Source organism: Luteimonas sp. TWI382 (genome assembly GCF_039674545.1).
Lineage (GTDB): Bacteria > Pseudomonadota > Gammaproteobacteria > Xanthomonadales > Xanthomonadaceae > Luteimonas.
The window spans coordinates 108919-130995 of the sequence record NZ_JBDJNS010000006.1 but is presented as its reverse complement, the minus strand read 5'-3'; the positions used below and the strand labels follow the sequence as shown (position 1 = coordinate 130995).

Annotated in this window: 16 protein-coding genes; 8 read left to right on the top strand and 8 right to left on the bottom strand. The window is 69.6% G+C overall.

Annotated elements, in window-relative coordinates:
* Positions 1-17: 17 nt before the first annotated feature.
* The 4 genes from ABE505_RS06165 (at position 18) to ABE505_RS06150 (ending at position 6429) form a co-directional block, all read left to right on the top strand.
* Positions 18-806, top strand: a complete 789-nt coding sequence (locus ABE505_RS06165) for an enoyl-CoA hydratase-related protein (RefSeq protein ID WP_346442439.1) — start codon at positions 18-20, stop codon at positions 804-806.
* Positions 803-2842 carry an acetyl/propionyl/methylcrotonyl-CoA carboxylase subunit alpha gene (locus ABE505_RS06160; RefSeq protein WP_346442440.1) on the top strand — a complete coding sequence of 680 codons (2040 nt, stop codon included), beginning with the start codon at positions 803-805 and terminating at the stop codon, positions 2840-2842. Before ABE505_RS06165 ends, ABE505_RS06160 begins: the two co-directional genes overlap by 4 nt.
* Positions 2842-3747 carry a hydroxymethylglutaryl-CoA lyase gene (locus ABE505_RS06155; RefSeq protein WP_346442441.1) on the top strand — a complete coding sequence of 302 codons (906 nt, stop codon included), beginning with the start codon at positions 2842-2844 and terminating at the stop codon, positions 3745-3747. Before ABE505_RS06160 ends, ABE505_RS06155 begins: the two co-directional genes overlap by 1 nt.
* A gap of 243 nt (positions 3748-3990) precedes the next feature.
* Positions 3991-6429: a M20/M25/M40 family metallo-hydrolase gene (locus ABE505_RS06150; RefSeq protein ID WP_346442442.1), complete on the top strand. Its 2439-nt coding sequence runs from the start codon at positions 3991-3993 to the stop codon at positions 6427-6429.
* A gap of 199 nt (positions 6430-6628) precedes the next feature.
* On the opposite strand, the gene ABE505_RS06145 is transcribed toward ABE505_RS06150, so the two are convergent.
* The 5 genes from ABE505_RS06145 to ABE505_RS06125 are packed head-to-tail and all read right to left on the bottom strand — an operon-like array spanning position 6629 to position 12782.
* Positions 6629-7726: a branched-chain amino acid aminotransferase gene (locus ABE505_RS06145; protein WP_346442443.1), complete on the bottom strand. Its 1098-nt coding sequence runs from the start codon at positions 7724-7726 to the stop codon at positions 6629-6631.
* Positions 7727-7734: 8 nt separating this feature from the next.
* Positions 7735-9141: a dihydrolipoyl dehydrogenase gene (gene lpdA, locus ABE505_RS06140; protein WP_346442444.1), complete on the bottom strand. Its 1407-nt coding sequence runs from the start codon at positions 9139-9141 to the stop codon at positions 7735-7737.
* Positions 9142-9148: 7 nt separating this feature from the next.
* Entirely contained in the window at positions 9149-10483 is a 1335-nt protein-coding gene (locus tag ABE505_RS06135; RefSeq protein WP_346442445.1) for a dihydrolipoamide acetyltransferase family protein, read from the bottom strand.
* Between the two features lie 3 nt (positions 10484-10486).
* Positions 10487-11530: an alpha-ketoacid dehydrogenase subunit beta gene (locus ABE505_RS06130; protein WP_346442446.1), complete on the bottom strand. Its 1044-nt coding sequence runs from the start codon at positions 11528-11530 to the stop codon at positions 10487-10489.
* 1 nt (position 11531) lies between these two features.
* The gene (locus tag ABE505_RS06125; protein ID WP_346442447.1) at positions 11532-12782 is read right to left on the bottom strand and encodes a 3-methyl-2-oxobutanoate dehydrogenase (2-methylpropanoyl-transferring) subunit alpha; all 1251 of its coding nucleotides are present in this window, start codon (positions 12780-12782) and stop codon (positions 11532-11534) included.
* 314 nt (positions 12783-13096) lie between these two features.
* Here ABE505_RS06125 and ABE505_RS06120 point away from each other — a divergent pair, with 314 nt between their 5' ends.
* The 4 genes from ABE505_RS06120 to ABE505_RS06105 all read left to right on the top strand — a co-directional run bounded on the left by ABE505_RS06120 (position 13097) and on the right by ABE505_RS06105 (position 19036).
* Positions 13097-14008: a LysR family transcriptional regulator gene (locus ABE505_RS06120; RefSeq protein WP_346442448.1), complete on the top strand. Its 912-nt coding sequence runs from the start codon at positions 13097-13099 to the stop codon at positions 14006-14008.
* 402 nt (positions 14009-14410) lie between these two features.
* Complete coding sequence (locus tag ABE505_RS06115; protein WP_346442449.1) at positions 14411-16636, top strand: TonB-dependent receptor; 2226 nt, start codon at positions 14411-14413, stop codon at positions 16634-16636.
* A gap of 4 nt (positions 16637-16640) precedes the next feature.
* Positions 16641-18038 (top strand): serine hydrolase domain-containing protein, encoded by a 1398-nt coding sequence (locus ABE505_RS06110; RefSeq protein WP_346442450.1) that lies wholly within the window; start codon positions 16641-16643, stop codon positions 18036-18038.
* A complete protein-coding gene (locus ABE505_RS06105; RefSeq protein WP_346442451.1) occupies positions 18038-19036 on the top strand; it encodes an alpha/beta fold hydrolase in 999 nt (332 codons plus the stop codon). Before ABE505_RS06110 ends, ABE505_RS06105 begins: the two co-directional genes overlap by 1 nt.
* On the opposite strand, the gene ABE505_RS06100 is transcribed toward ABE505_RS06105, so the two are convergent.
* From ABE505_RS06100 to dgcN, 3 genes are read right to left on the bottom strand one after another with little or no spacing between them, the layout of a single operon-like run.
* A complete protein-coding gene (locus tag ABE505_RS06100) occupies positions 18962-19864 on the bottom strand; it encodes a LysR substrate-binding domain-containing protein (protein ID WP_346442452.1) in 903 nt (300 codons plus the stop codon). The genes ABE505_RS06105 and ABE505_RS06100 overlap by 75 nt on opposite strands.
* Before the next feature lie 60 nt (positions 19865-19924).
* Complete coding sequence (gene dgcA, locus ABE505_RS06095; RefSeq protein ID WP_346442453.1) at positions 19925-20998, bottom strand: N-acetyl-D-Glu racemase DgcA; 1074 nt, start codon at positions 20996-20998, stop codon at positions 19925-19927.
* Positions 20983-22017: an N-acetyltransferase DgcN gene (dgcN, locus tag ABE505_RS06090; RefSeq protein ID WP_346442454.1), complete on the bottom strand. Its 1035-nt coding sequence runs from the start codon at positions 22015-22017 to the stop codon at positions 20983-20985. Before dgcN ends, dgcA begins: the two co-directional genes overlap by 16 nt.
* Positions 22018-22077: the final 60 nt, after the last annotated feature.

Sequence of the window (22077 nt, the reverse complement as noted above, 5' to 3'; positions counted from 1 at the left end):
CGCGACGAGGACACGCAATGACCGACACACCGAACATCGCGATCGCGCGTCAGGGCGCCGTGGCGACCCTGTGGATGGATCGCCCCGAGCGCCACAACGCCTTCGACGAACACCTGATCGACGCGATCGATCGTGGCCTGCAGACGCTGGGGGCCGACGATGACGTGCGCGTCGTCGTGCTGGCCGGCCGGGGCCGCAGTTTTTCCGCAGGCGCAGACCTCGACTGGATGCGCCGCGCTGCCGACTACGACGTCGCCCGCAACCGCGATGAGGCCGAGGCGCTGGCGCGCATGCTGCGACGCCTGGCCGAACTGCCCAAGCCGACCATCGCACGTGTGCACGGCGCGGCGATCGGCGGCGGGCTGGGCCTGGTCGCTGCCTGCGACATCGCGATCGCCAGCGACAAGGCCGTGTTCGCGACCTCGGAGGTCAAGTTCGGCCTGATCCCGGCCACGATCGGGCCGTACGTGCTGCGCGCGATCGGCCCGCGGCAGGCGGCTCGCTACTTCCTGACCGCCGAACTGATCCAGCCGGCCAAGGCCCGCGACATCGGGCTGGTGCACGATGTCGTCGCCGACGATGCGCTCGATGCCGCGGTCGACACGCTGGTGCAGGCGCTGGCCCAGGGTGGCCCGAAGGCGCAGGCCGAATCCAAACGGCTGATCCGCGACCTCGACGGCCAGACCATCGGCGATGCCTTGATCGCCGACACCGCAACACGCATCGCCGATATCCGTGCCACCGACGAAGCGCGCACCCGTTTGGACGCGTTTCTGTCTGCACGCCGCGCAAAGGACGCTCGATGAGCACTGAGATCTCCGAAGGCACGCTGTTCGACAAGGTGCTGATCGCCAATCGCGGCGAGATCGCCTGCCGGATCATCGCCACCTGTCGCCGTCTGGGGATCCGCACGGTCGCGGTGTACTCCGATGCCGACCGAACCGCGCGCCACGTGCGCCTGGCCGACGAGGCCGTGCACATCGGGCCGGCGGCCGCGCGCGAGAGCTATCTGCGTGGCGACCGGTTGCTGGACGCCGCGCGCCGGACCGGCGCCCAGGCCATCCATCCCGGCTACGGGTTTCTGTCCGAGAACGCCGCGTTCGCCCAGGCCTGCGCCGATGCCGGCGTGGTGTTCATCGGCCCCAGCCCCGCCTCGATCCAGGCGATGGGCGACAAGCGCGAAGCCAAGGCGCTGATGCAGGCGGCCGGCGTGCCGGTGACGCCGGGCTATCACGGCGCGGACCAGGACCCGGCGTTGCTGCAGCGACAGGCCGACGGTATCGGCTATCCGGTGCTGATCAAGGCCAGCGCCGGCGGTGGCGGCAAGGGCATGCGCCTGGTCGAAAAGCCCGAGGACTTCGCGGCGGCATTGCTGTCGTGCCAGCGCGAGGCCGAGAGTGCCTTCGGCGACGCGCGCGTGCTGATCGAGCGCTACATCGTGCGGCCGCGCCACGTGGAGATCCAGGTGTTCGGCGACCGTCACGGCAACGTCGTGCATCTGTTCGAGCGCGACTGCTCGGTGCAGCGCCGTCACCAGAAGGTGCTGGAAGAAGCCCCCGCACCGGCGCTGGGCGAGGCGCAGCGCGAGGCGATGGCGCAGGCCGCGATCGCCGCCGCGCGTGCGGTCGACTACGTCGGCGCCGGCACGATCGAATTCATCGTCGGCGAGAGCCGCGGGTCGGGCGACGGCACGGGCGAGTTCCATTTCATGGAAATGAACACCCGTCTGCAGGTCGAGCACCCGGTCACCGAGCTGGTCACCGGCATCGATCTGGTCGAATGGCAGTTGCGGGTGGCGGCCGGTCAGCCGCTGCCGCTGCGCCAGGACCAGATCCGGCACCGCGGCCATGCGATCGAGGCCCGGCTCTATGCCGAGGACGCACTGAAGGGGTTCCTGCCCTCGACCGGGACCCTGCAGGTGATGCAGTTCCCGGAGGCCAGCGCCCACGTGCGCATCGACACCGGGGTGGAGCAGGGCGACGCCATCAGTCCGTGGTACGACCCGATGATCGCCAAGCTGATCGTCTGGGACGAGGATCGGCCGCGAGCGCTGCAGCGCCTGCGCCAGGCGATCGACGCGGTACGCGTCGTCGGCGTGACCACCAATGCGGTGTTTCTCGGGCGACTGGCGCGGCAAGCGGATTTCTCTGCGGCACGCCTGGAGACCGGCCTGGTCGCGCGCGAGATCGACAGCCTGCTGGCGCCATTGCCCGAAGCCGACGATGCGGCGTGGATGCATGCCGCGCTCGGCGTCTGGGCGCAGCGCCGCGCGGCGTCGACGGACGCAGACGCCTCGCCCTGGGCGTGCGACGGTTGGCGTCTCGGCGCGTCCGCGCCGCAGTGGATCGAGCTGTCGGCAGGCGGCCGGACCCGCCGGCTTGCACTGCGCTCGCATGCCGACCACGTCGACATCGGCGTCGACGGGGGCCCGATGCTAACGGCCACGGTCGACTGGGCTGCGCCGACGCTCACCGCCACCCTGGACGGCGTGCGCGGGGCCGTCGATGTGTGGATGGCGGGGGCGCAGGTCGTGCTGTACCGCGGCGCCGAGCGGTTCGTGTTCGAGCACGTCGATCCGCTGCATCGGCACACCGGCGCCGAGACCCATGCGGGCGCGGTGGTCGCGCCGATGCCCGGACGTATCGTCGAACTGCTGGCGCCCGTCGGGGCGCCGATCGCCAAGGGCACGCCGCTGCTGGTGATGGAAGCCATGAAGATGGAGCACACGCTGCAGGCACCGCACGACGGTGTGGTCGAGGCGTTTCTCGCCAAGCCGGGCGATCTGGTCGCCGATGGCGCGGTGCTGGTAGATTTCGTGACCGCTGACGAAGAGAAGCCCTAATGCGCGATGTTGTCCGTGTCGTCGAGGTGGGCCCGCGCGATGGGCTGCAGAACGAGAAGGCGATGGTGCCGACGGCGACCAAGATCGCGTTGATCGATCGCTTGTCGGCCTGTGGCTTCCCGGTCGTCGAGGCCACCAGCTTCGTCAGCCCGAAGTGGGTGCCGCAGCTGGCCGACGCCGAGGACGTGCTGGCCGGGATCACCCGGCGCGAAGACGTCGCCTATCCGGTGCTGGTGCCCAACGACAAAGGCCTGGCCCGGGCGCTGGCGACGGGCGAGCGCCACATCGCGGTGTTCACCGCGGCCTCGGACGCCTTCAATCTCAAGAACACCAACATCGATGTCGACGGCTCGCTGGCGCGCCTGGCGCCCGTGGTCGAGCAGGCACGCGCGGCAGGGGTGTCGGTGCGCGGCTATGTGTCGACGGTGCTCGGCTGTCCCTATCAAGGCGCGGTGCCGGTGCGCGACGTCGTGCGCGTGGCCGCTGCGCTGCACGCGATGGGCTGCGACGAAATCTCGCTCGGCGACACCATTGGGGTCGGCACGCCGGCCAAGGCCCGCGAGATGCTGCTGGCCTGCGCGCAGGACGTCCCCATGGCGCAGTTGGCCGTGCATTTCCACGACACTTACGGACAGGCGCTGGCCAACGTCCACGCCTGCCTCGAGGCCGGCGTGCGCGTGGTCGACAGCGCGGTCGGCGGCCTGGGCGGTTGCCCGTATGCCAAGGGCGCCAGCGGCAACCTGGCGACCGAGGACCTGCTGTACATGCTCGATGGGCTGGGTCTGCAGACCGGCGTCGATCTCGACGCGGTGACCCGGACCGCACTGTGGATCGGCGAGGCCTTGGGGCGGCGGCCGGCGAGCAAGCTCGCGGCAGTCGCACTGGCCAACCGCGCCGCCGACTGAGCGATTCGCGATGCGTATCGCGACCGGCGCGGCCTCAATGGGCAGCCCCTCGTCGCGGCGTACGCCACCGAACGGCAATGCCTGATTGTCTGATCGGAAAATTATTTGACATATCGGAGAATGGCTTGCAATCCTGCAGGCCTTGTCCGCCAGGAGCGTCCTCATGTCTATGATCGCTGTCTGCCGCATGTCGGCGTCCGCACCGCCTGGAACGACGCGCGCGCAATGCGGGCGGGATGTGGCATGAGCGCGCCCGCGCTGATGCCGGGCCTCGCCCGTTGCTCGCTGCCGTTGCTGCTGTTGTGCATCGCGGTGGCGGGGGTTGCGGCCTGGCGCGCGACGCAGACGCCGGCGCCGCGGCCGGCCGACATCCCGGTCGCTGAGTTCTCTGCAGCGCGTGCGCTGGTGGACCTGCGCTGGATCGCCGCCGAACCCCATCCTACCGGCTCGGCGGCGGCGGCGCGGGTCCGCGACCGATTGGTCGCGCAACTCGCGCAGGCCGGCCTGGAGGTCGAGGTGCAACGCACGCATGCGTTCGCCGAGTACCGCAACCCGCGGCTGCGCAACCTGCGCGGCGGCAATGTCGAGAACGTCGTCGCCGTGCTGCCGGGGCGCGACCGCAGCCTGCCCGCGGTGATGATGATGGCGCACTATGACAGCGTCGCCAATTCGCCGGGCGCGGCCGACGACGGCCTGGGCGTGGCGGTGATGCTGGAGGTCTCGCGTGCGATCGCGCGCGACGCGCGGCAGCGCGACGTGGTGTTCCTGTTCACCGATGCCGAGGAAGCCGGGCTGCTTGGCGCGCGGGCGTTCTTTGCCGAACACCCGCTGGCGCAGCGGATCGGCACCGTGGTCAATCTCGAGGCGCGCGGCAGCCGCGGTCGTGCCCTGTTGTTCGAGACCGGGCCGGGCAACGCCGGCCTGATCCGCACGTTCGCGGCCTGTGCACCGCTGCCGGCCGGCAACTCGCTGACCGGCTTCGTCTATCGCTACATGCCCAACGGCACCGATTTCACGGTGCCGGCCGAGCGGGGCATTCCCGGCCTCAACTTTGCGATCCTCGGCGGCCTGTTCGACTACCACGCCGCGAGTTCCACGGTCGACAATCTCGACCCGGGCAGCGTCCAGCACATGGGCGCGCAGGTGCTGCCGCTGGTGCGCACCCTGGCCGTGTCGCCCACCTTGCCGGCCGCCGATGCCGACCTGGTCTACAGCGATTTGCCGGGCGGGTGGATGATCGCGCTGCCGGCGTGGTCGGGCTGGGTCGTCTGGCTGCTGGCCCTGTTGCCGATGGGCGTCGTCGCGCACCGCGCGTCGTGGGCCGACGGCGGTTGGCGCGGCGCCCTCAGCGGCCTGGCGCTCGTGCCGCTGACGCTGCTGTCGGTCGCACTGGCGGTCCGGCTGGCCTATCGGCTGCTCGGCGGCGGCGACGCATCACTGCTGCTCAACCGCGATCTATTGGCCGTGTTTCCGATCCTGGCCGCCGGCCTGGGCCTGCTGTCGATCGGCACGGTGCTGGCGGTGGGCGGCTTGGTCGCCGGCAGCCTGGGCCGGCGGACGTTCGCGCTGGTCGCGCTGGTCGTGGCTGTGGCCGCGTCGCTGCGCGGCGGCTTCGATCCGGTCGCGTTGGTGCTCGGCGTCGTCGTGGCCGGTCTGGGCTGGACCGTGGCTGGCACCCTGCGCCGTGGCGAGACGGTGCGCCTGGGCACCCTGGCCTTCTTCGGCCTGCTGGGCGCGGTGGTGCAGGCGCTCGCGCCGGAACTGGCGCCGTTGCTGCTGTGGCCGCTGCTGGGCGTGGGTGTGGTCGCGTGGTGCCTGCCGGCCAACGCACCGCTGCAGGCGGTGCGCGTGGCCGTGGCTGGGCTGGCGACGGTCTATGGGCTGGCGCATGTCTTCGGTCTGGCGCTGCAGGTCTTCGACGCCGTCGGCTTCGGCACGCCCGAGGTGCTGGCCGTCCCCGCGGTATGGCTGACGGCGCTGGCGCTGCCTTGGCTGCGGGTCGCCCACGGCAGGCGTGCGCCCGCAATTGCGCCGCTCGCCGTCGTGCTGCTGGCCAGCGGCGTGTTGGTCGCCGCGGCGTTTCCCCGGCTGGACCGGCAACGCTACCCGGCGCTGTCCCAGGTGATGTTCGTCGCCGATCCGGGGCAGGGCGAGTACCACCGTGTCAGCGCACTGCCACCGTCGTCGGCGTGGAGTCGCGCAGCGCTGCACGCCGATCGCGAAGCGCCGGTCCCGCGTCCGTTGCTGGCGGTGGACCTGGCCAGCGTCTGGGCGACGCCCGCGGCGCCGATCGCGGTGGCCGAGCCGATCCGGTTCGAGCAGTCGCGCGATGCGGCGACCGGCGAGGCGGTGCTGCGCGTGCAGGCGCCGGCTGCGACTCGCGACCTGCGAGTGCTGCTCAAGAGCGCGGCGGCCGTGCCCGGCGTGACCCTGCAGGGCGAGCCGGCCCCGTTGCTCGACACGCCCGATACCTGGTCGCGGCTGCGCTGGCATGCGCCGGGGGCCCAGGGGATCGAATTGCGCTGGCCGGACGATGCCGGGCCGGTCGAGATCCAGGCCGCCGCGGGTATCGATGGCTGGCCGCACGATGCCGAGCCGCTGCCGCCGCGCGCGCCGGACGTGATGCCCTGGTCCACCTCGGACATGACCTGGGTGCTCGGACAGACGCGCGTCGAGCCCTGAGGGCAGCGCGGCCGCGGGCGCGTCGGCCCCCGCGGCGCCCACCCGCCGGCCACCATGGCAGTGCGCGGGCATGCGAACGCCGGCCACGGGGCCGGCGGATCATGCGGACTTCGCTTGCCGACGCGAAGGATGCCGACGCGAAGGATGCCGGCGATACGGGCGGGCCTGCGGCGCAGGCCCGCTGTGCCGCGACACGCGGTCAGACCAGGCGGGTCAGCCAACCGTGGCGGTCGGGCGTACGGCCGTACTGGATGTCGAGCAGGTCCTTGCGGATCGCCATCGTGACCGCGCCAGGCCCGGCATCGGCATCGCCGACGCTGAAGTCGGCGCCCTTGAGCACGCCGATCGGGGAGATGCTGGCGGCGGTGCCGCAGGCGAACACCTCGGCGATCTCGCCCGAGCGCACGCCGTCGATCCATTCGGCGATCTCGACCCGGCGTTCGGTCACGGTGTGGCCGTGGTCGCGCAGCAACTGGATCACGCTGTCGCGGGTGATGCCTTCCAGGATGCTGCCGGTCAGCGACGGCGTCACCACGCTGCCGTCGCGCTGCACCAGGAACACGTTCATGCCGCCGAGTTCCTCGACGAAGGTGTTGGTCTCCGCGTCCAGGAACAGCACCTGCGCGCAGCCGTTGTCGTAGGCCTCGCGCTGGGGCAGCAGCGAGGCGGCGTAGTTGCCGCCGCACTTGGCAGAGCCGGTGCCGCCGCGGCCGGCGCGGGCGTAGTCGCGCGACAGCCAGATCGAGACCGGCTTGATGCCGCCCTTGAAGTAGGCGCCGGCGGGGCTGGCGATCACGTAGTAGGCCACGCGACGGGCAGGGCGCACGCCGAGGAAATCCTCATTGGCGATCATGAAGGGCCGGATGTACAGGCTCGACTCGCCGCCGCCTGGCACCCAGACCTGGTCGGTACGCACCAGCTGGCGGATCGACTCGACGAACAGGTCCACCGGCAGTTCGGGCAGGGCCATGCGGCGCGCCGAGTGCTGCAGGCGGCGGCCGTTGGCCTCGGGCCGGAACGTCCAGATCGAGCCGTCGGCATGACGGAACGCCTTCATGCCTTCGAAGATTTCCTGGCCGTAGTGCAGCACCGCGGCGGCCGGCGAGAACGTGAGCGGGCCATAGGGCCGCACATGCGCGTCGTGCCAGCCGTCCTCGACGGTCCAGTCGATCGCGACCATGTGGTCGGTGAAATGGGTCCCGAACCCCGGGTCGGCGAGGATCGCTTCGCGGTCGGCCTGCTGGCGGACCTGTTGCGAGGGGACGATGCGGAAGGTGTGGATCGACTCGGTGGTCATGCGCGAACTCAGATGTGCAAAGCGTGGCCGAGTGCGCGCAGCGCCGCTTCCTGCACGGCTTCGCCCAGCGTCGGGTGGGGATGGATGGTGCCGGCGATGTCCTCGAGCGTGGCGCCCATCTCGATGGACTGCACGAAGGCGATCGACAGTTCCGAGACCTGCACGCCGACGGCCTGCCAGCCGACGATGCGGTGATCGCTTGCCCGTGCGACCACGCGCACGAAGCCGTCGGTGGACTCAAGCGACATCGCCCGGCCGTTGGCGGCGAACGGGAACAGCGCGGTCTTGGCGTCGATGCCCTGGGCCTTGGCCTCGTCCGGCGACAGGCCGACGACGACGACTTCCGGATCGGTGAAGCACACCGCCGGGATCGCGGCCGGCACGAACCGGCGCTTCTTGCCGCTGACGATCTCGGCCACCAGTTCGCCCTGGGCCATCGCGCGGTGCGCGAGCATGGGTTCGCCGGCGACATCGCCGATCGCCCAGACATGACGCATCGAGGTGCGGCACTGGTCGTCGATCTTGATGGCCTTGCCGGCGAGGTCGAGGCCCAGCGATTCGAGGTTGAAGCCGTCGGTCTTCGGACGCCGGCCGACCGCGACCAGGATCTGATCGCCGTCGAGCGTGCGCTCGGTGCCGTCCGGGTCGCGGACGCGCAGTGCGCCGTCGTCCGACAGTCCCAGCACGCTGTGGCCGGTCAGCACCTGGACGCCGGACTTCTGCAGGTGGGTGGCGACCGGCTTGGTCAGCTCATTGTCGTAGGCGGGCAGGATGCGGTCCTGCGCCTCGACCACGGTGACTTCGCAGCCGAGCTTGCGATAGACGGTGCCCAGCTCCAGTCCGATGTAGCCGCCGCCGACGACGATCAGGTGCTTGGGCAGCGCGGTCGGCGACAGCGCTTCGGTCGAGGAGATCACCTTGCCGCCGAACGGCAGGAACGGCAGTTCCACCGGCACCGAGCCGGTCGCCAGCAGCAGGTGCTCGCACTTGATGCGCAGATTGCCGCCGTCGTCACCGGCGCCAGCGACATCGACGGTCTTGCCGTCGACGATCGTCGCCCAGCCCTTGATGAGCTGCGCGCCGTTCTTCTTCAGCAGCGCGCCGACACCGCCGGTGAGCTTCTTGACGATACCGGCCTTCCATTCGACGGTCTTGGCCAGGTCGATCGTCGGCGCCTGCACGGTGATGCCGAGCGGCGAGTTGCCGGCGGCGAAGGCGGCGACCTTGGCGAATTCCTCGGCGGCATGGATCAGCGCCTTGGACGGAATGCAGCCGATGTTGAGGCAGGTGCCGCCCGGGTTCACGCCTTCGACGACAACGGTCTTGACGCCGAGCTGGCCGGCGCGGATGCCGGCGACGTAGCCGCCCGGGCCGCCGCCGATGACCAGCAGCTGGGTTTCGATGGTCTTCGACATCAAGGGCTCACTCCACGAACAGCAGGGCAGGGGTTTCCAGGCGACGCCGGATCGCCTGCACGAACTCGGCCGCGTCCATGCCGTCGACGATGCGATGGTCGAACGACGAGGACAGGTTCATCAGCTTGCGCGCGACCACCTGGCCCTCCTTGAACATCGGCCGCTCGATGATGCGGTTGACGCCGACGATCGCCACTTCCGGATGGTTGATGATCGGCGTGGAGACCACGCCGCCCACCGGGCCGAGGCTGCTGATGGTGATCGTCGAGCCCGACAGCTCCTCGCGGGTGGCCTTGCCTTCGCGCACGGCCGTGGCCAGGCGCGCGATCTCGCCCGCGGTCTGCCACAGGTCCAACGACTCGGCATGCGCGACCACCGGCACCGACAGGCCCACTGCGCTTTGCGTGGCGATGCCCAGTTGCACGCCTTCGTAGCGCGTGACGACGTTGGCATCGTCGTCGAAGCGGGCGTTCATCTGCGGGTAGTCACGTGCGGCGAGGATCACCGCGCGGGCCAGCAGCGGCAGCAGGGTCAGCTTGCCGCGTTCCTTGCCCCAGCGCGTGTTGAGCTGGGCGCGCAAGGCCTCGACCTCGGTGACGTCGATTTCCTCGACATAGGTGATATGCGGAATGGTCGACCACGACTGCTGCATCTTCTGCGCGATCTTGCGGCGCAGGCCGATGATCGGGATCTGCTGCTCGCCGGTGCGGCGCGCATAGCCGCCACCGGAGGCGGCGCCGCCGACCGGCTGGGCCTTGCCGCCGGCCGCGGCGTAGGCGTCGAGGTCGGCCTGCAGGATGCGACCACCCGGGCCGCTGGCCGGCACAAAGCGCAGCTCGATGCCCAGGTCCCACGCGCGGCGGCGCACGGCCGGCGAGGCCAGCGGTTGCTCGCCGGCGGCGAGCACGCCGTTGGTCACCGGGCCGCGCGCATCGGACGTCGTCGCCGGCGCGGCACGCTTGGCAGGGGCCTGCGCGCGCGGTGTCTCGACCGCCGGCGCGGGCTTGGCGGCCTCGACCTTCGGCGTGTCGACCTTCGGTTCGGCCGGCTTGGCGGCCGCTGCCTCCGGCGCCGCGGCGCCGGCCTTCACATTGCCGGCGCCTTCGACTTCGAGCCGGATCAGCTCGCTGCCGACGGCCATCATCTCGCCGGGCTGGCCGCCCAGCGAGACCACGGTGCCGGCGACAGGCGAGGGGATCTCGACCATCGCCTTGTCGGTCATGACCTCGGCCACGACTTCGTCTTCGGCGACGGTGCCGCCGACCTCGACCTTCCAGGCGATCAGTTCGACTTCGGCGATGCCTTCGCCGATGTCCGGCATCTTGATGACGTGGTGTCCCATCGCTCAGTCCTCCAGCACGCGATGCATCGCGTCGATGACCCGGGCCGGGCCCGGGAAGTAGTCCCATTCCTGCGCGTGCGGGTAGGGCGTGTCCCAACCGGTGACGCGCTCCACCGGCGCCTGCAGGTGGTAGAAGCAGTGCTCCTGGACCAGCGCGACGAGTTCGGCGCCGAAGCCGCAGGTGCGGGTGGCCTCGTGCAGCACGATGCAGCGACCGGTCTTCTTGACCGAGGCGACGATCGTGTCGAGATCCAGCGGCCACAGGCTGCGCAGGTCGATGACCTCGGCGTCGATGCCGGCGTCTTCGGCCGCGGCCTGCGCCACCCACACCGTGGTGCCGTAGGTCAGGATGGTGACCGCCTGGCCTTCGCGCACGACGGCGGCCTTGTCCAGCGGCACCGAGTAGTAGCCTTCGGGCACCTGGTTGTCGGCATGCTTGGACCAGGCCACGACCGGGCGGTCGTGATGGCCGTCGAATGGCCCGTTGTACAGGCGCTTGGGCTCGAGGAAGATCACCGGGTCGTCGTTCTCGATCGAGGCGATCAGCAGGCCCTTGGCGTCATAGGGGTTGGACGGCATCACGGTGCGCAGGCCGGCGACGTGGGCGAAGATCGCCTCCGGGCTCTGGCTGTGGGTCTGGCCGCCGTAGATACCGCCGCCGCAGGGCGTGCGGAACACCAGCGGCGAGGTGAACATGCCGTTGGAGCGGTAGCGCAGGCGCGCCGCTTCGGAGACGATCTGGTCGTAGGCCGGGTAGATGTAGTCGGCGAACTGGATCTCGGCGACCGGGCGCAGGCCATAGGCGGCCATGCCGATCGCCGCCCCGGCGATGCCGCTTTCGGAAATCGGCGCGTCGAACACGCGCTGCTTGCCGTACTTGGCCTGCAGGCCGTCGGTGCAGCGGAACACGCCGCCGAAGTAGCCGACGTCCTCGCCGAAGATCACCACGGTGTCGTCGCGCTCGAGCATGACGTCCATCGCCGAACGCAGCGCCTGGATCATCGTCATCGGCGCGCTGCCGGTGGTCTGGAGTTCGGTTTCGCTCATCTCACACTCCCAACTGCTGGCGCTGGCGGCGAAGGTGGTCGGGCATGTCCTTGTAGACGTCGTTGAACATGTCGGCCGCGCCGGGACGGTTGTCGCTGCCGAGCAACCCATGGGACTCGGCTTCCTTGAGTGCGCGCGAGATCTCGGCATCGAGTTCGCTGCGCACCTGTTCGTGCTGTTCGTCGCTCCACAGTCCGCGCTTGATCAGATGCCGCTTCAGGCGCTCGATCGGATCGCCGAGCGGGAAATGCTGCGCGTCGTCGGCGGGGCGGTACTTGGAGGGATCGTCGGAGGTCGAATGCGGACCGGCGCGATAGGTGACCCATTCGATCAGCGTCGCGCCCAGATTGCTGCGCGCGCGCTCGGCGGCCCAGCGCGAGGCGGCGTAGACGGCCAGCAGGTCGTTGCCATCCACGCGCAGCGACGGAATGCCGTAGGCGGCACCGCGTGCGGCGAAGGTGGTGTTCTCGCCGCCGGCGATCGCCTGGAACGTCGAGATCGCCCACTGGTTGTTGACGACGTTGAGGATCACCGGCGCGCGGTAGACGTGGGCGAACACCAGGGCGGCGTGGAAATCGCCTTCGGCGGTCGCGCCGTCGCCGACCCAGGCGGTCGCGATCTTGGTGTCGCCCTTGATCGCCGAGGCCATCGCCCAGCCCACGGCCTGGATGTACTGCGTGGTCAGGTTGCCGGAAATCGAGAAGAAGCCCGCGTCCTTGTACGAGTACATGATCGGCAACTGGCGGCCCTTGAGCGGGTCGGCTGCGTTCGACAGCACCTGGCACATCATCTCGACCAGCGAGACCTCTTTGGTGATCAGGATGCCTTGCTGGCGGTAGGTCGGGAACTGCATGTCGCCGTCGCGCAGCGCCAGGGTCTGGCCGACCGCGATCGCTTCCTCGCCCAGGCACTGGATGTAGAACGAGGTCTTCTTCTGGCGCTGGGCGATCAACATGCGGGCGTCGAAGGCGCGGGTCTTGAGCATCGCGTGCATCGCGCGCAGCAGCACGGCGTCGTCGATGTCGGCCGCCCACGGGCCGACCGCGTCGCCGTTGTCGTCGAGCACGCGGACCAGTTGCGTGGTCAGCGGCGCGGTCTGGCCGGCGGTTACATCGAGCGCGGGCTTGTCGACCGCGCCGGCCGGGCTGAGCTGCAGATAGGAGAAATCGGTGGCCTGGCCCGGGCGGGCACTGGGTTCGGGCACGTGCAGCCGCAAGGGGGCGGTCGTGGCCGGGGTCTGGGACGTGGACATGTCAGGAGCCTCGCTGGACATGGGACATGGAAGAACGGACATGCCGGCGGCGGGGGGCGTCGGCGAGGGCGCGGCCGATGCCCGGACGGGCGATCGACGCGAGGGGGCACGCGCGGGGCGCGTGCCGGGACGGGGCACAGGACAAGAAACGCTTCTCCCGGTCGGGGCGGGCTCGGCCCGCGGCACTCAGGCGGGCGCGGCGCGCCGCATTCCGCCAGGCGTGAAGTCTACGGCGCCGGCCGGCTATCGTAAATTTGTTTAATTCTTTACGAGGTATCGTAAAATCCGATGCCTGCCGCTGTTCGGAGTGTGACATGCAGATTCCGGCCAACCTGTCGTTGCGGCAACTGCGCTACTTCGCCGAAGCGGCCGAGTTGGGCCAGTTCTCGCAGGCGGCCCGCAAGCTGCACGTCTCGCAATCGGTGATCACCACTGCGGTCGCCCAGCTCGAGACGATGCTGGGCCTGCGTCTGTTCGACCGGATGCCGCACGGGGTCGCGCTGACCGCGGAAGGCCATCGCTTCCACCAGCACGTGCGCCACGTGCTGGACACGCTGCAGGACGCGCTCAGCGAGCCGACGCTGCTGGCCAATGCGCTCACCGGGACAGTGCGGGTCGGCGCGTCGTACACGGTGCTGGGCTACTTCCTGCCCAGCCTGCTGGCGCGTTTCAAGCGCTCCTACCCACTGGTGGAGATCGATCTGATCGACATGGACCGCGCCGAGATCGAACGCGGCGTGACCGACGGCGCGCTCGATCTGGGACTGTGCATCATCTCCAACATGGTCGAGCCCTATGTGCTCCGGCGCCAGGCGCTGATCCGCTCGCGCCGCCAGTTGTGGATCGCCGAATCGCATCCGCTGGCGCAGTTGCCGACCATCGGGCCGGCCGATGTGGCGCCGTATCCCTACATCATGCTGAAAGTGGACGAGGGCGAGGCCTCGGCGATGCGCTATTGGCACTCGGTGGGCCATGCGCCGAACGTGGCGTTTCGTACCTCGTCGCTCGAAGCCCTGCGCGGCCTGGTCGCCTACGGATTCGGCGTCAGCATCCTGTCGGACATGGTCTACCGGCCCTGGTCGCTGGACGGCCGCCGGATCGACGTGCGTACGCTCGAGGTGGCCGTGCCGCCGATGGAAGTGGGGCTGGTCTGGCGCCCCGACGCCCCGTTGTCGGCGCCCGCCCATGCGCTGCACCAGTTCCTGGTCTTCGCCTGCGACGGCTGAGCGCACTGCTGCGTGCGCGTTGATCAAGCCCTCCGCCCGCGCGTCGGCGGCTTGCGTCAGGTCGGGCAGGACCAGGCCCTTCCCACGTGTGGGGGCGGGTTGGATGGGAACGACACGTGGCTGCGACGCCACGCCGATCGGCCCATAGCTTTGGGTTATGCATGACCCAAGTATTCGCAATGGAGCCGGGCCATCGGGCCCGGTTAAGTTCCCATCAGAGAATTTCATTGCATTTTCTCGGATCAGGCCAATTCTTCGCGCGATCGGATCGAGATGTCCGCCGTGAAACCGGCCGCCGCGGGATGGACCCCCTCACTGTGTGTTTCCCACCGCGCTCCTCCCCCAAGAACCGGGTTCTGTCCGTCCTTTCAGGGGCCTCCCCACTTGTCGAGACTGAACACGATGCGCAACCACACACTCCGTCCCTCCCTGCTGACACTGGCCTGCCTCTGCGGGCTCTTGGCATCCGGCACCACGTTCCAGACATTGGCGCAGGACGCGCCCGAAGACGCCGAGGCGTCCCCGTCGGCCCCGCGCACGCTCGATGTGATCCAGGTCACCGCACAAAAGCGTGTGGAATCGCCCACTGAAATCCCGATGTCGATCAGCGTACTGGGCGAGGAAGCCCTCGACCGCCTGCAGATCAACAACGTCAACAACCTGGCCGGTGTGATTCCCGGCCTGCAGGTCAACAACCTGGGCTGGCCCGGCCGCGCGCAGGTGTCGTTGCGCGGCATCGTGCCGATGGGCAACACGGCATCGACCGCGATCTACGTCGACGACATCCCGCTGACCCCCAACGGGTCGCTGTCGGGCGGCACGTCGGGCATGTTCGATCTGCTGCCCTATGACCTGCAGCATGTCGAAGTGCTGCGTGGTCCGCAGGGCACGCTGTATGGCGCCAGTGCGCTGGGCGGTCTGGTCAAGTACGTCACCCGTCGCCCCGAACTGGACTACTTCGAAGGCCGGGCCGGTGGCACGGTCAGCGTCATCGACGACGGGGGGCACGTGGGCTACGCCGGACGCGTCTCGATCAACGCGCCACTGGCCGAGGGCAAGCTGGCAATGCGCGCCAGCTACGCCGAGCAGGCGACGCCGGGCTGGATCGACAACACCGTGCTCCAGCGCCGCGACACCAACGACGTGCGCCAGAAGGCCGGGCGCCTGTCGCTGCTGTGGCAGCCGATCGACACGCTCGAGGTGGTGCTCAGCGCGATCACCCAGCAGAACCGGGCCGACAACCTTGGCGTGGTCTCGCTCGATCCGGTGACGCTCGAGCGCTCGCTGCCGGGCTACGCCAGCGACTATCTGCTGCTGCAGCCGAGCACCATCGATGCCGATGTCTACGGGCTGAGCGTCGACTGGGATCTGGGCTGGGCCGATTTCAATGCATCGAGCAGTTGGCTCGACTCGCGCACCTGGCGCGTGCAGGACCTGTCGGCCGAGTACGTGCCGCTGCTCGGGGGCACGCCCGGTCGTGGCCCGCTGGCCTACGCGGCGCTCGACACCAAGATCGGTCTGCGCAAGTTCACCCAGGAAGTCCGCCTGACTTCCAAGGACACCAGCAGGCTGGCGTGGCAGATCGGCGCGTTCTACACCGACGAGGACGCCGACTACATCGAGTTCGGCGACGTCATGAGCGCGACCATGACGCCGGTGGCCTCGCTGTTCACCGCGGATGTGCTGACCACGTATCGCGAGAAGGCGCTGTTCGGCAATACGACCTGGAAGTTCAGCGACCGCTTCGACCTGGCCCTGGGCCTGCGCCATGCACAGAACGACCAGGTGTTCGACCAGAGCCTGGGCGGCCTGCTGGGCGGCGGACAGGCTTACAACGGCACCTCCTCGGAAAGTGTGACCACCTGGAGCGTCAGTCCGCGCCTGTTCTTTGGCGAGGACAGCATGGCCTATCTGCGGGCCGCCAGCGGCTATCGCGCCGGCAGTCCCAACCCGCTGATCGCCAATGCGCCCGATGTGCCGCGACAGGTCGACGCCGATACGCTGGTCAACTACGAACTGGGGATCAAAAGTCATCTGTGGGACCGGCGTGCCCTGGTCGAGGCTGCGGTGTTTCGCATCGACTGGGACGACATCCGTCTCAACCTGGCAACGCCCAGCGGCATTTCCTATGGCCTCAACGGTGGCAGCGCACGCAGCCAGGGTGTCGAGTTCAGCGGCTCGATCGCGGCGAGCGACGGCCTGCGCCTGAGCGGGACGCTGACCTATACCGATGCCGAACTGACGGCGTCGATTCCGGGTCAGGCGCCGGCGGGCACGCCGCTGCCGCAGGTCCCCGAGTGGAGCGGCAGCGTGCAGGCGCACTACCAGTTCCCGACCCGGGGCGAGTGGGCCTGGAGCCTGGCCGGCGCCTTGCGTTACTACGGCAGCCGTCCGCTGTCGGTGGCGGCGTCGCAGTCGATCGATCTGTCCAGCTACAGCCTGCTCGATCTGAGCGCCGAACTGGGCAGCACCGACGCCTCGTTCCGCTTCTTCGTCAACAACGTGACCAACGAAGATACCTTCACCGCGGCCAGTCGGACCCTGTTGGGATCGGCGCGTCTGACGCGCTGGAATGGCGTGATGCTGCAACCGCGTACCATCGGCGTGTCCTTCGATTACCGGTTCTGATGCCATGCCCGTTCCATCGCGCGCGCGGGTCCTGAAGTCCTTGTCGTGGTCGCTGCCCTGGCTGCTGTTGGCATGCCAGGTGCAGTCGGCCGAGCCATCGCCGGCGACGGCAGTGGCCGTCGACGGCATCGCGGCGGACGGGCCCGGGTGTGCGATCACCGCCTCGCGCGCAGGGCAGGTGATCCTGGCGGCGTCCGCGGGTCTGGCCGATCTCGATCGCGGTCGCCCGATCGACGGTGACACGCTGTTCTACGCGGCCTCGGTGTCCAAGCAGTTCACCGCACTGGCGGTCGCGCAACTGGCGGCGGCCGGCACGATCGAGTTGGACGGGGATGTGCGGCAGTACATCCCCGAACTTCCGGGCCAGTCGGGCACGATCACGCCGCGGATGCTGATGCATCACACGTCCGGCCTGCCGGACTGGCTGATGCTCGCGGCGATGGCCGGCGTCTCGGACTGGGGCGTTCTCGACCAGGCAGGCGCGGTCGGGCTGGTGACCGCGCGCCCGGACACCGCGTTCGCGCCGGGGACACGCTTCGAGTACTCCAACGGCGGCTACCTGCTGCTGGCCGAGATCGTGGCGCGCACCACCGGCTTGCCCTTCGCCGAGTATGTCCGCAGGCACATCTTCGAGCCGCTGGGCATGCGCGATGCGTTCTTCCTCGCCGGGCAACGCCCGACGGGTGCCGCCGTCGCCCACGGATACGTGCCTGCCAAGGGCGGTTTCCAGGTGCGCGACACCTATCCGCTGATCGGCGGCTCGGGCGGGCTGATGCTCACTGCGAAGGATCTGGCCCGCTACGAGTACGACATCGAGGTCGGCCATCGAGTGTGGACCGATGCGGTGCGCGAGATCATGTGGACGCCGGCGCAGCTGTCCGACGGTGGCTTTGCCGGCGTCCCGGACGGGCTGGGCTATGCGGGGGGGCTGCGCGTGGGCGAGCGCAACGGCCAGCGCGTCATTGAGCACGCGGGCGCGGCTGAAGCCTTCCGCCTGCAGTACCTGCGGCTGCCCGAGCACAGGCTGGGCGTCGCGGTGCTGTGCAACCGCGGCGACCAAGACCCGATTCCGCGTGCCGATGCGATTGCTGCGGCGCTTGTGCCCGCCGGTCTGTGGACCGAACCGGCAGTGGCCGCGGTGCATCCGGGCGAGTACGTCGATGCTGCGCTCGGCCTGCGCTACCGCGTGCCCGCACCCGAAGGCGATCGGCTTGCGGTGCGGATCTTCTCGGCGCTGACGCCTGCCGACGGCACGATGCAGATGTTCCGGCGCGACAGCAGTGGCGGCTTCATCGCCGAGGACCCGGTGCGGCCGATCCGCCTGCGCATCCCGCCTGGCGGCGCCACGCTCGAGGTCTCGATCAACAGCAGCACACTGTCCCTGCAGCGGAGTCCTCACTGATGACCAATCCCCCCAAGTCCCCGCGCCGTCGCCGGCGTTGGCTGCGGATCCTGCTGGCGGTCGGGGCCTTGCTGCTGGTCGGCGCGGTGCTCACCTTGCACCTGCAGATCCGCAAAGGCAGCTGCAGTGCCTCGCTGCCGTTCGCGGCGACGTTGCGCAACGCCGATGTCGATGGTCTGCGCATGCGCTGGTCCATCAGCGGCGATCCGGACGACCGACGTCCGACGCTGGTCATGATCACGGGGCTGGGCAGCGGCCAGGCAACTTGGGCGTCGGTGCTCGAGGGACTGCTGCGACATGGTCGTGTGTTCACCTACGACAGACTGGGCTACTGCGAGAGCGATGCCGCACCGCCGGGACCGCGCGATGTGGTGACGATGGCCGACGAACTGCACGGGCTGCTCGAGACGACGCAGATCGCGCCGCCGTATGTGCTGGTCGGCCATTCGCTCGGTGGCCTGGTGGCCGAGGCCTACGCCGCGCGCTATCCCGATCAGATCGCCGGTCTGGTGTTCGACGATGCCCGCGCCGCCGATTTCATGCTGCGCTGCCTGGATGCACTGGGCGAGTCGCGGTGTGCCGATCCGTGGTGGGTGGCGCCCCTGCTCAAGCTCGCGCCGATCCAGGCGCGCGAATTCACCGCGCTGCAGGCCAGCGAGGCGCAGGTGCGCAGCCTCGAACCTGTCTCCGGTGTCCCCGCACTGGTGTTGTCGGCCGGCGTGCTGCGGCTCGGCGACGATGTCCTGGAGGTCTGGCTCGACAGCCAACGTGGGCTGGCGTCGCGCTATGGCGCCCAGCAGATCACCTTCGAAGGCAGCTCGCACTTCCTGCATACGCAGGACCCCGCGCGCTTCGTCAGTCTGGTCGGCGCATTCGTCGATGCCTTGCCTGCGCAGGACGGCGCCGGGGCGCCGCACGGCGACTCAGAGGCCGAGCGGGGGGCCGCGCCCCTCCAGCGCGATCGAGAACTGCTTGAGGAATCCCTCGATCAGCCGTGATGGCGGACGCTCTTCGAGGAACATGCACTGCACCTTGAAGCCGAGGGCCGGAGACAGCGGCCGCCATGCAAGCCCGGGGGCGGCGAAGGCCTGGGCGGTGAACTCGTCGACGATCGACATGCCCGCGCCGCACCGGGTCAGCCCGGCGGCGATGTAGAAGGTCTGGTTGGAGACGACTTCGCGCACGCGCACCTGCAGGCGCTGCAGCTCGCGATTGAACAGATCGCCCAGCGGGCCGCCGGTCGTCATGCCGAGCAGCTCGCGGTCCTGCAGGGCTTGCAATGCAATCCGCGCGCCGACGTCGGGCATGTCCGCCTCGCGGAACATCAGCACCAGCTCGCCGTCGGTGAGGTCGCGACGCTTGAGCCGTGGATGGGTGGGCGCGTCGTAGCCGATGGCGATGTCGCAACTGCGCTCGTAGAGCGCACGGAACAGGTCGTCGTGGTGCAGGGTCTGCACTTCGAAGGTGGTGTGCGGATAGCGCGTGCGGAATCGGGCAATCGCCAACGGTGCCACCTGCAGGCCAAGCGATGGCACCACCGCAAGGCGGATGTGGCCATCGGTCATGAAGCGCAGGTTGCTGGCGGTCTTCTGCAGCGAGGTCAGGCGCCGGAAGACTTCCGCCGCTTCGTTGGCCAGCGCATGCGCTTCATCGGTCGGCACCAGACGGCCGCGCACACGCCGGAACAGCGCCATGCCGAGCTGCTGCTCGGTGTGCGCCAGCACCTTGCTCAGCGCCGGCTGCGAGACGTGCAGGGTGCGCGCGGCGCCGCTGATCGAACCGGTGGTGTAGATCGCATGGAAGACTTCGATCTGGCGGAAACGCATGGTCGGCTCCGGGATTGCGATCGGCCCACCGTTCGGATCGGCGCGGCCGGCCGTGGCGGCTCAGGCGGTCAGCGGGGAGGGCGCCACCCTGGGCGGCTGCGCCGGGGCGATCGACGTGGGCGTCCGGTCCTCGACCTCGATGCGGCGGCCGCCGCCCCACAACATGGACGCGGGTGGCTGCAGCAGGCCGCCGACCAGGTGCACGCCACCCGGGTGATCGTCGCGCAACCACAGCGGGCCGTCCAGGTCCACGAAACGCGCGTGCCGGCCGACATGCAGCGCCGGCGCGATCGCCAGCGACGAACAGCCCATGCAACCGACCATGATCTCGAAGCCCTGCGCGCGCGCGGCATCCAGCAGCGTCAGCGCACCGGTCAGGCCGCCGGTCTTGTCGAGCTTGATGTTGACGACGCCATAGAGGTCCTGCAGGCGCGGCAGGTCCTCGGCGACATGGCACGACTCGTCCGCGCACAGCAGAGTTGCCGACTGGAAGCCACGCAGGCGTTCGTCCTCGCCTGCCGGCAAGGGCTGTTCGACCAGTTCCACCCGCGTGGCCGCCAGCAGCGGCTGCATGGCCTGCAGCAGGTCGATCGTCCAGCTTTCGTTGGGGTCGACCATCAGGCGGGCCTGCGGCGCGGCATCGCGGACGGCCTGGATCAAGCGCGCCGGATCGTCTGCACCGACCTTGATCTTGAGCAGGTCGAGATGCGCATGGCCGCGCGCCGCTTCGGCCATGCGCTCGGCCGTGTCCAGACCGATGGTCTGGGCGGTCGGCAGGCAGGGCAGATCGGTCTGCCCGAGCAGCGCCGAGACCGGCACACCGCGGCGCTGCGATTCCAGATCCCACAACGCGCTATCGACGGCATTGCGCGCCGCACCGGCCGGTAGCATCCGCTGCAACTGCGCACGGTCGAGCGCGGCCGGTGGGAGGCGGGCGAGTGTTTCGACCTGCGCGATCACCGAGTCGATCGTCTCGCCATAGCGTGCATAGGGCGTCGATTCGCCGCGTCCGATGCGGCCGCCGTCGCGGATATGGACTTCGACCACCTCGGCCGTGGTGCGCAAGCCGCGCGAGATGCGGAACGGTGTGGCCAGCGGCCACGAGCGCGGGACGGCGCTCAACCAGGGAAGCATGCGTGGATCCTGTCGATGATGGCGTCAGTGCCGTGGCGCAGGGGGTCCTGCGTGGGAAGTCCGAATGCCTGCTCGATCTCTCGGCACAGACGCAGCGCGTCGGCATCGGGCAGGTCGCAGGTATTGAGGGCGATCCCGACCGCCTGCACAGCGGGATTGGTCAGGCGTGCGGCTGCGAGGTTCGCGTCCAACGTGGTGCGCAGGTCGGGCAGCGGGTAATGCGGCAGCCCGCGCATATGCGTGCGCCCCGGTGCGTGGCACAGCACGAGGGCGTCGGCCTGGGCGCCATGGAGCAGCCCCAGCGACACACCGGCAAAGGACGCGTGGAACAGCGACCCCTGGCCCTCGATGACGTCCCAGCCCCCATCGGTGCGTGCCGGGGACAGCCACTCGACGCCACCGGAGATGAAGTCCGCGACCAGTGCATCGAGCGGCAATCCGCCACCGGCGATGAAGATGCCGGTCTGGCCGGTCGCGCGGAAGTCGGCGCGCCTACCGCGTGCGCGCAGCGCCTGTGCGAGCGCGAGCGCGGTGTACATCTTGCCGCTGGAGCAATCGGTGCCGACCGTCAGCAGACGCAGGCCCGCGCGTCTCAGACCGGTGCCGACCGGGACCGCGGGCGGCGTGCGTGCATCGAACAGATGACGGCCGTTGCGCCGCGCGGCTTCGACGATCGACGGATGCGCGGTGAGCCGCTCGTGCAGGCCCGATGCCACGTTGAGGCCGGCATCCAGCGCGGCAATGACATCGGCGACGATCGCCGGTCCGAGCCGGCCGCCGGCATTGGCGACGCCCACGACCATGGTGTTGATGCCGGCGGCCCGGGCGTCGACGACGCCCATGTCCGGCAGGTCCACGCTGGTGCGGCATTGCGGTCCGCGGAACTGGGCCCGGCACCACTGCGGACGGAACTGGGCCAGGCCGCGCGCGGTCTTGGCCGCGAGTGCGTCCTGCGCATCGCCCAGATAGAGCAGGAAGGGCGGCGGCCACAGCGCGGGGGCTTCGGGATCGGGCGACATGCGGGACCTGGGCTTGCTGGCCAACACCGGACGGCCTCCATCTTCGATGGCGCGTCCTGG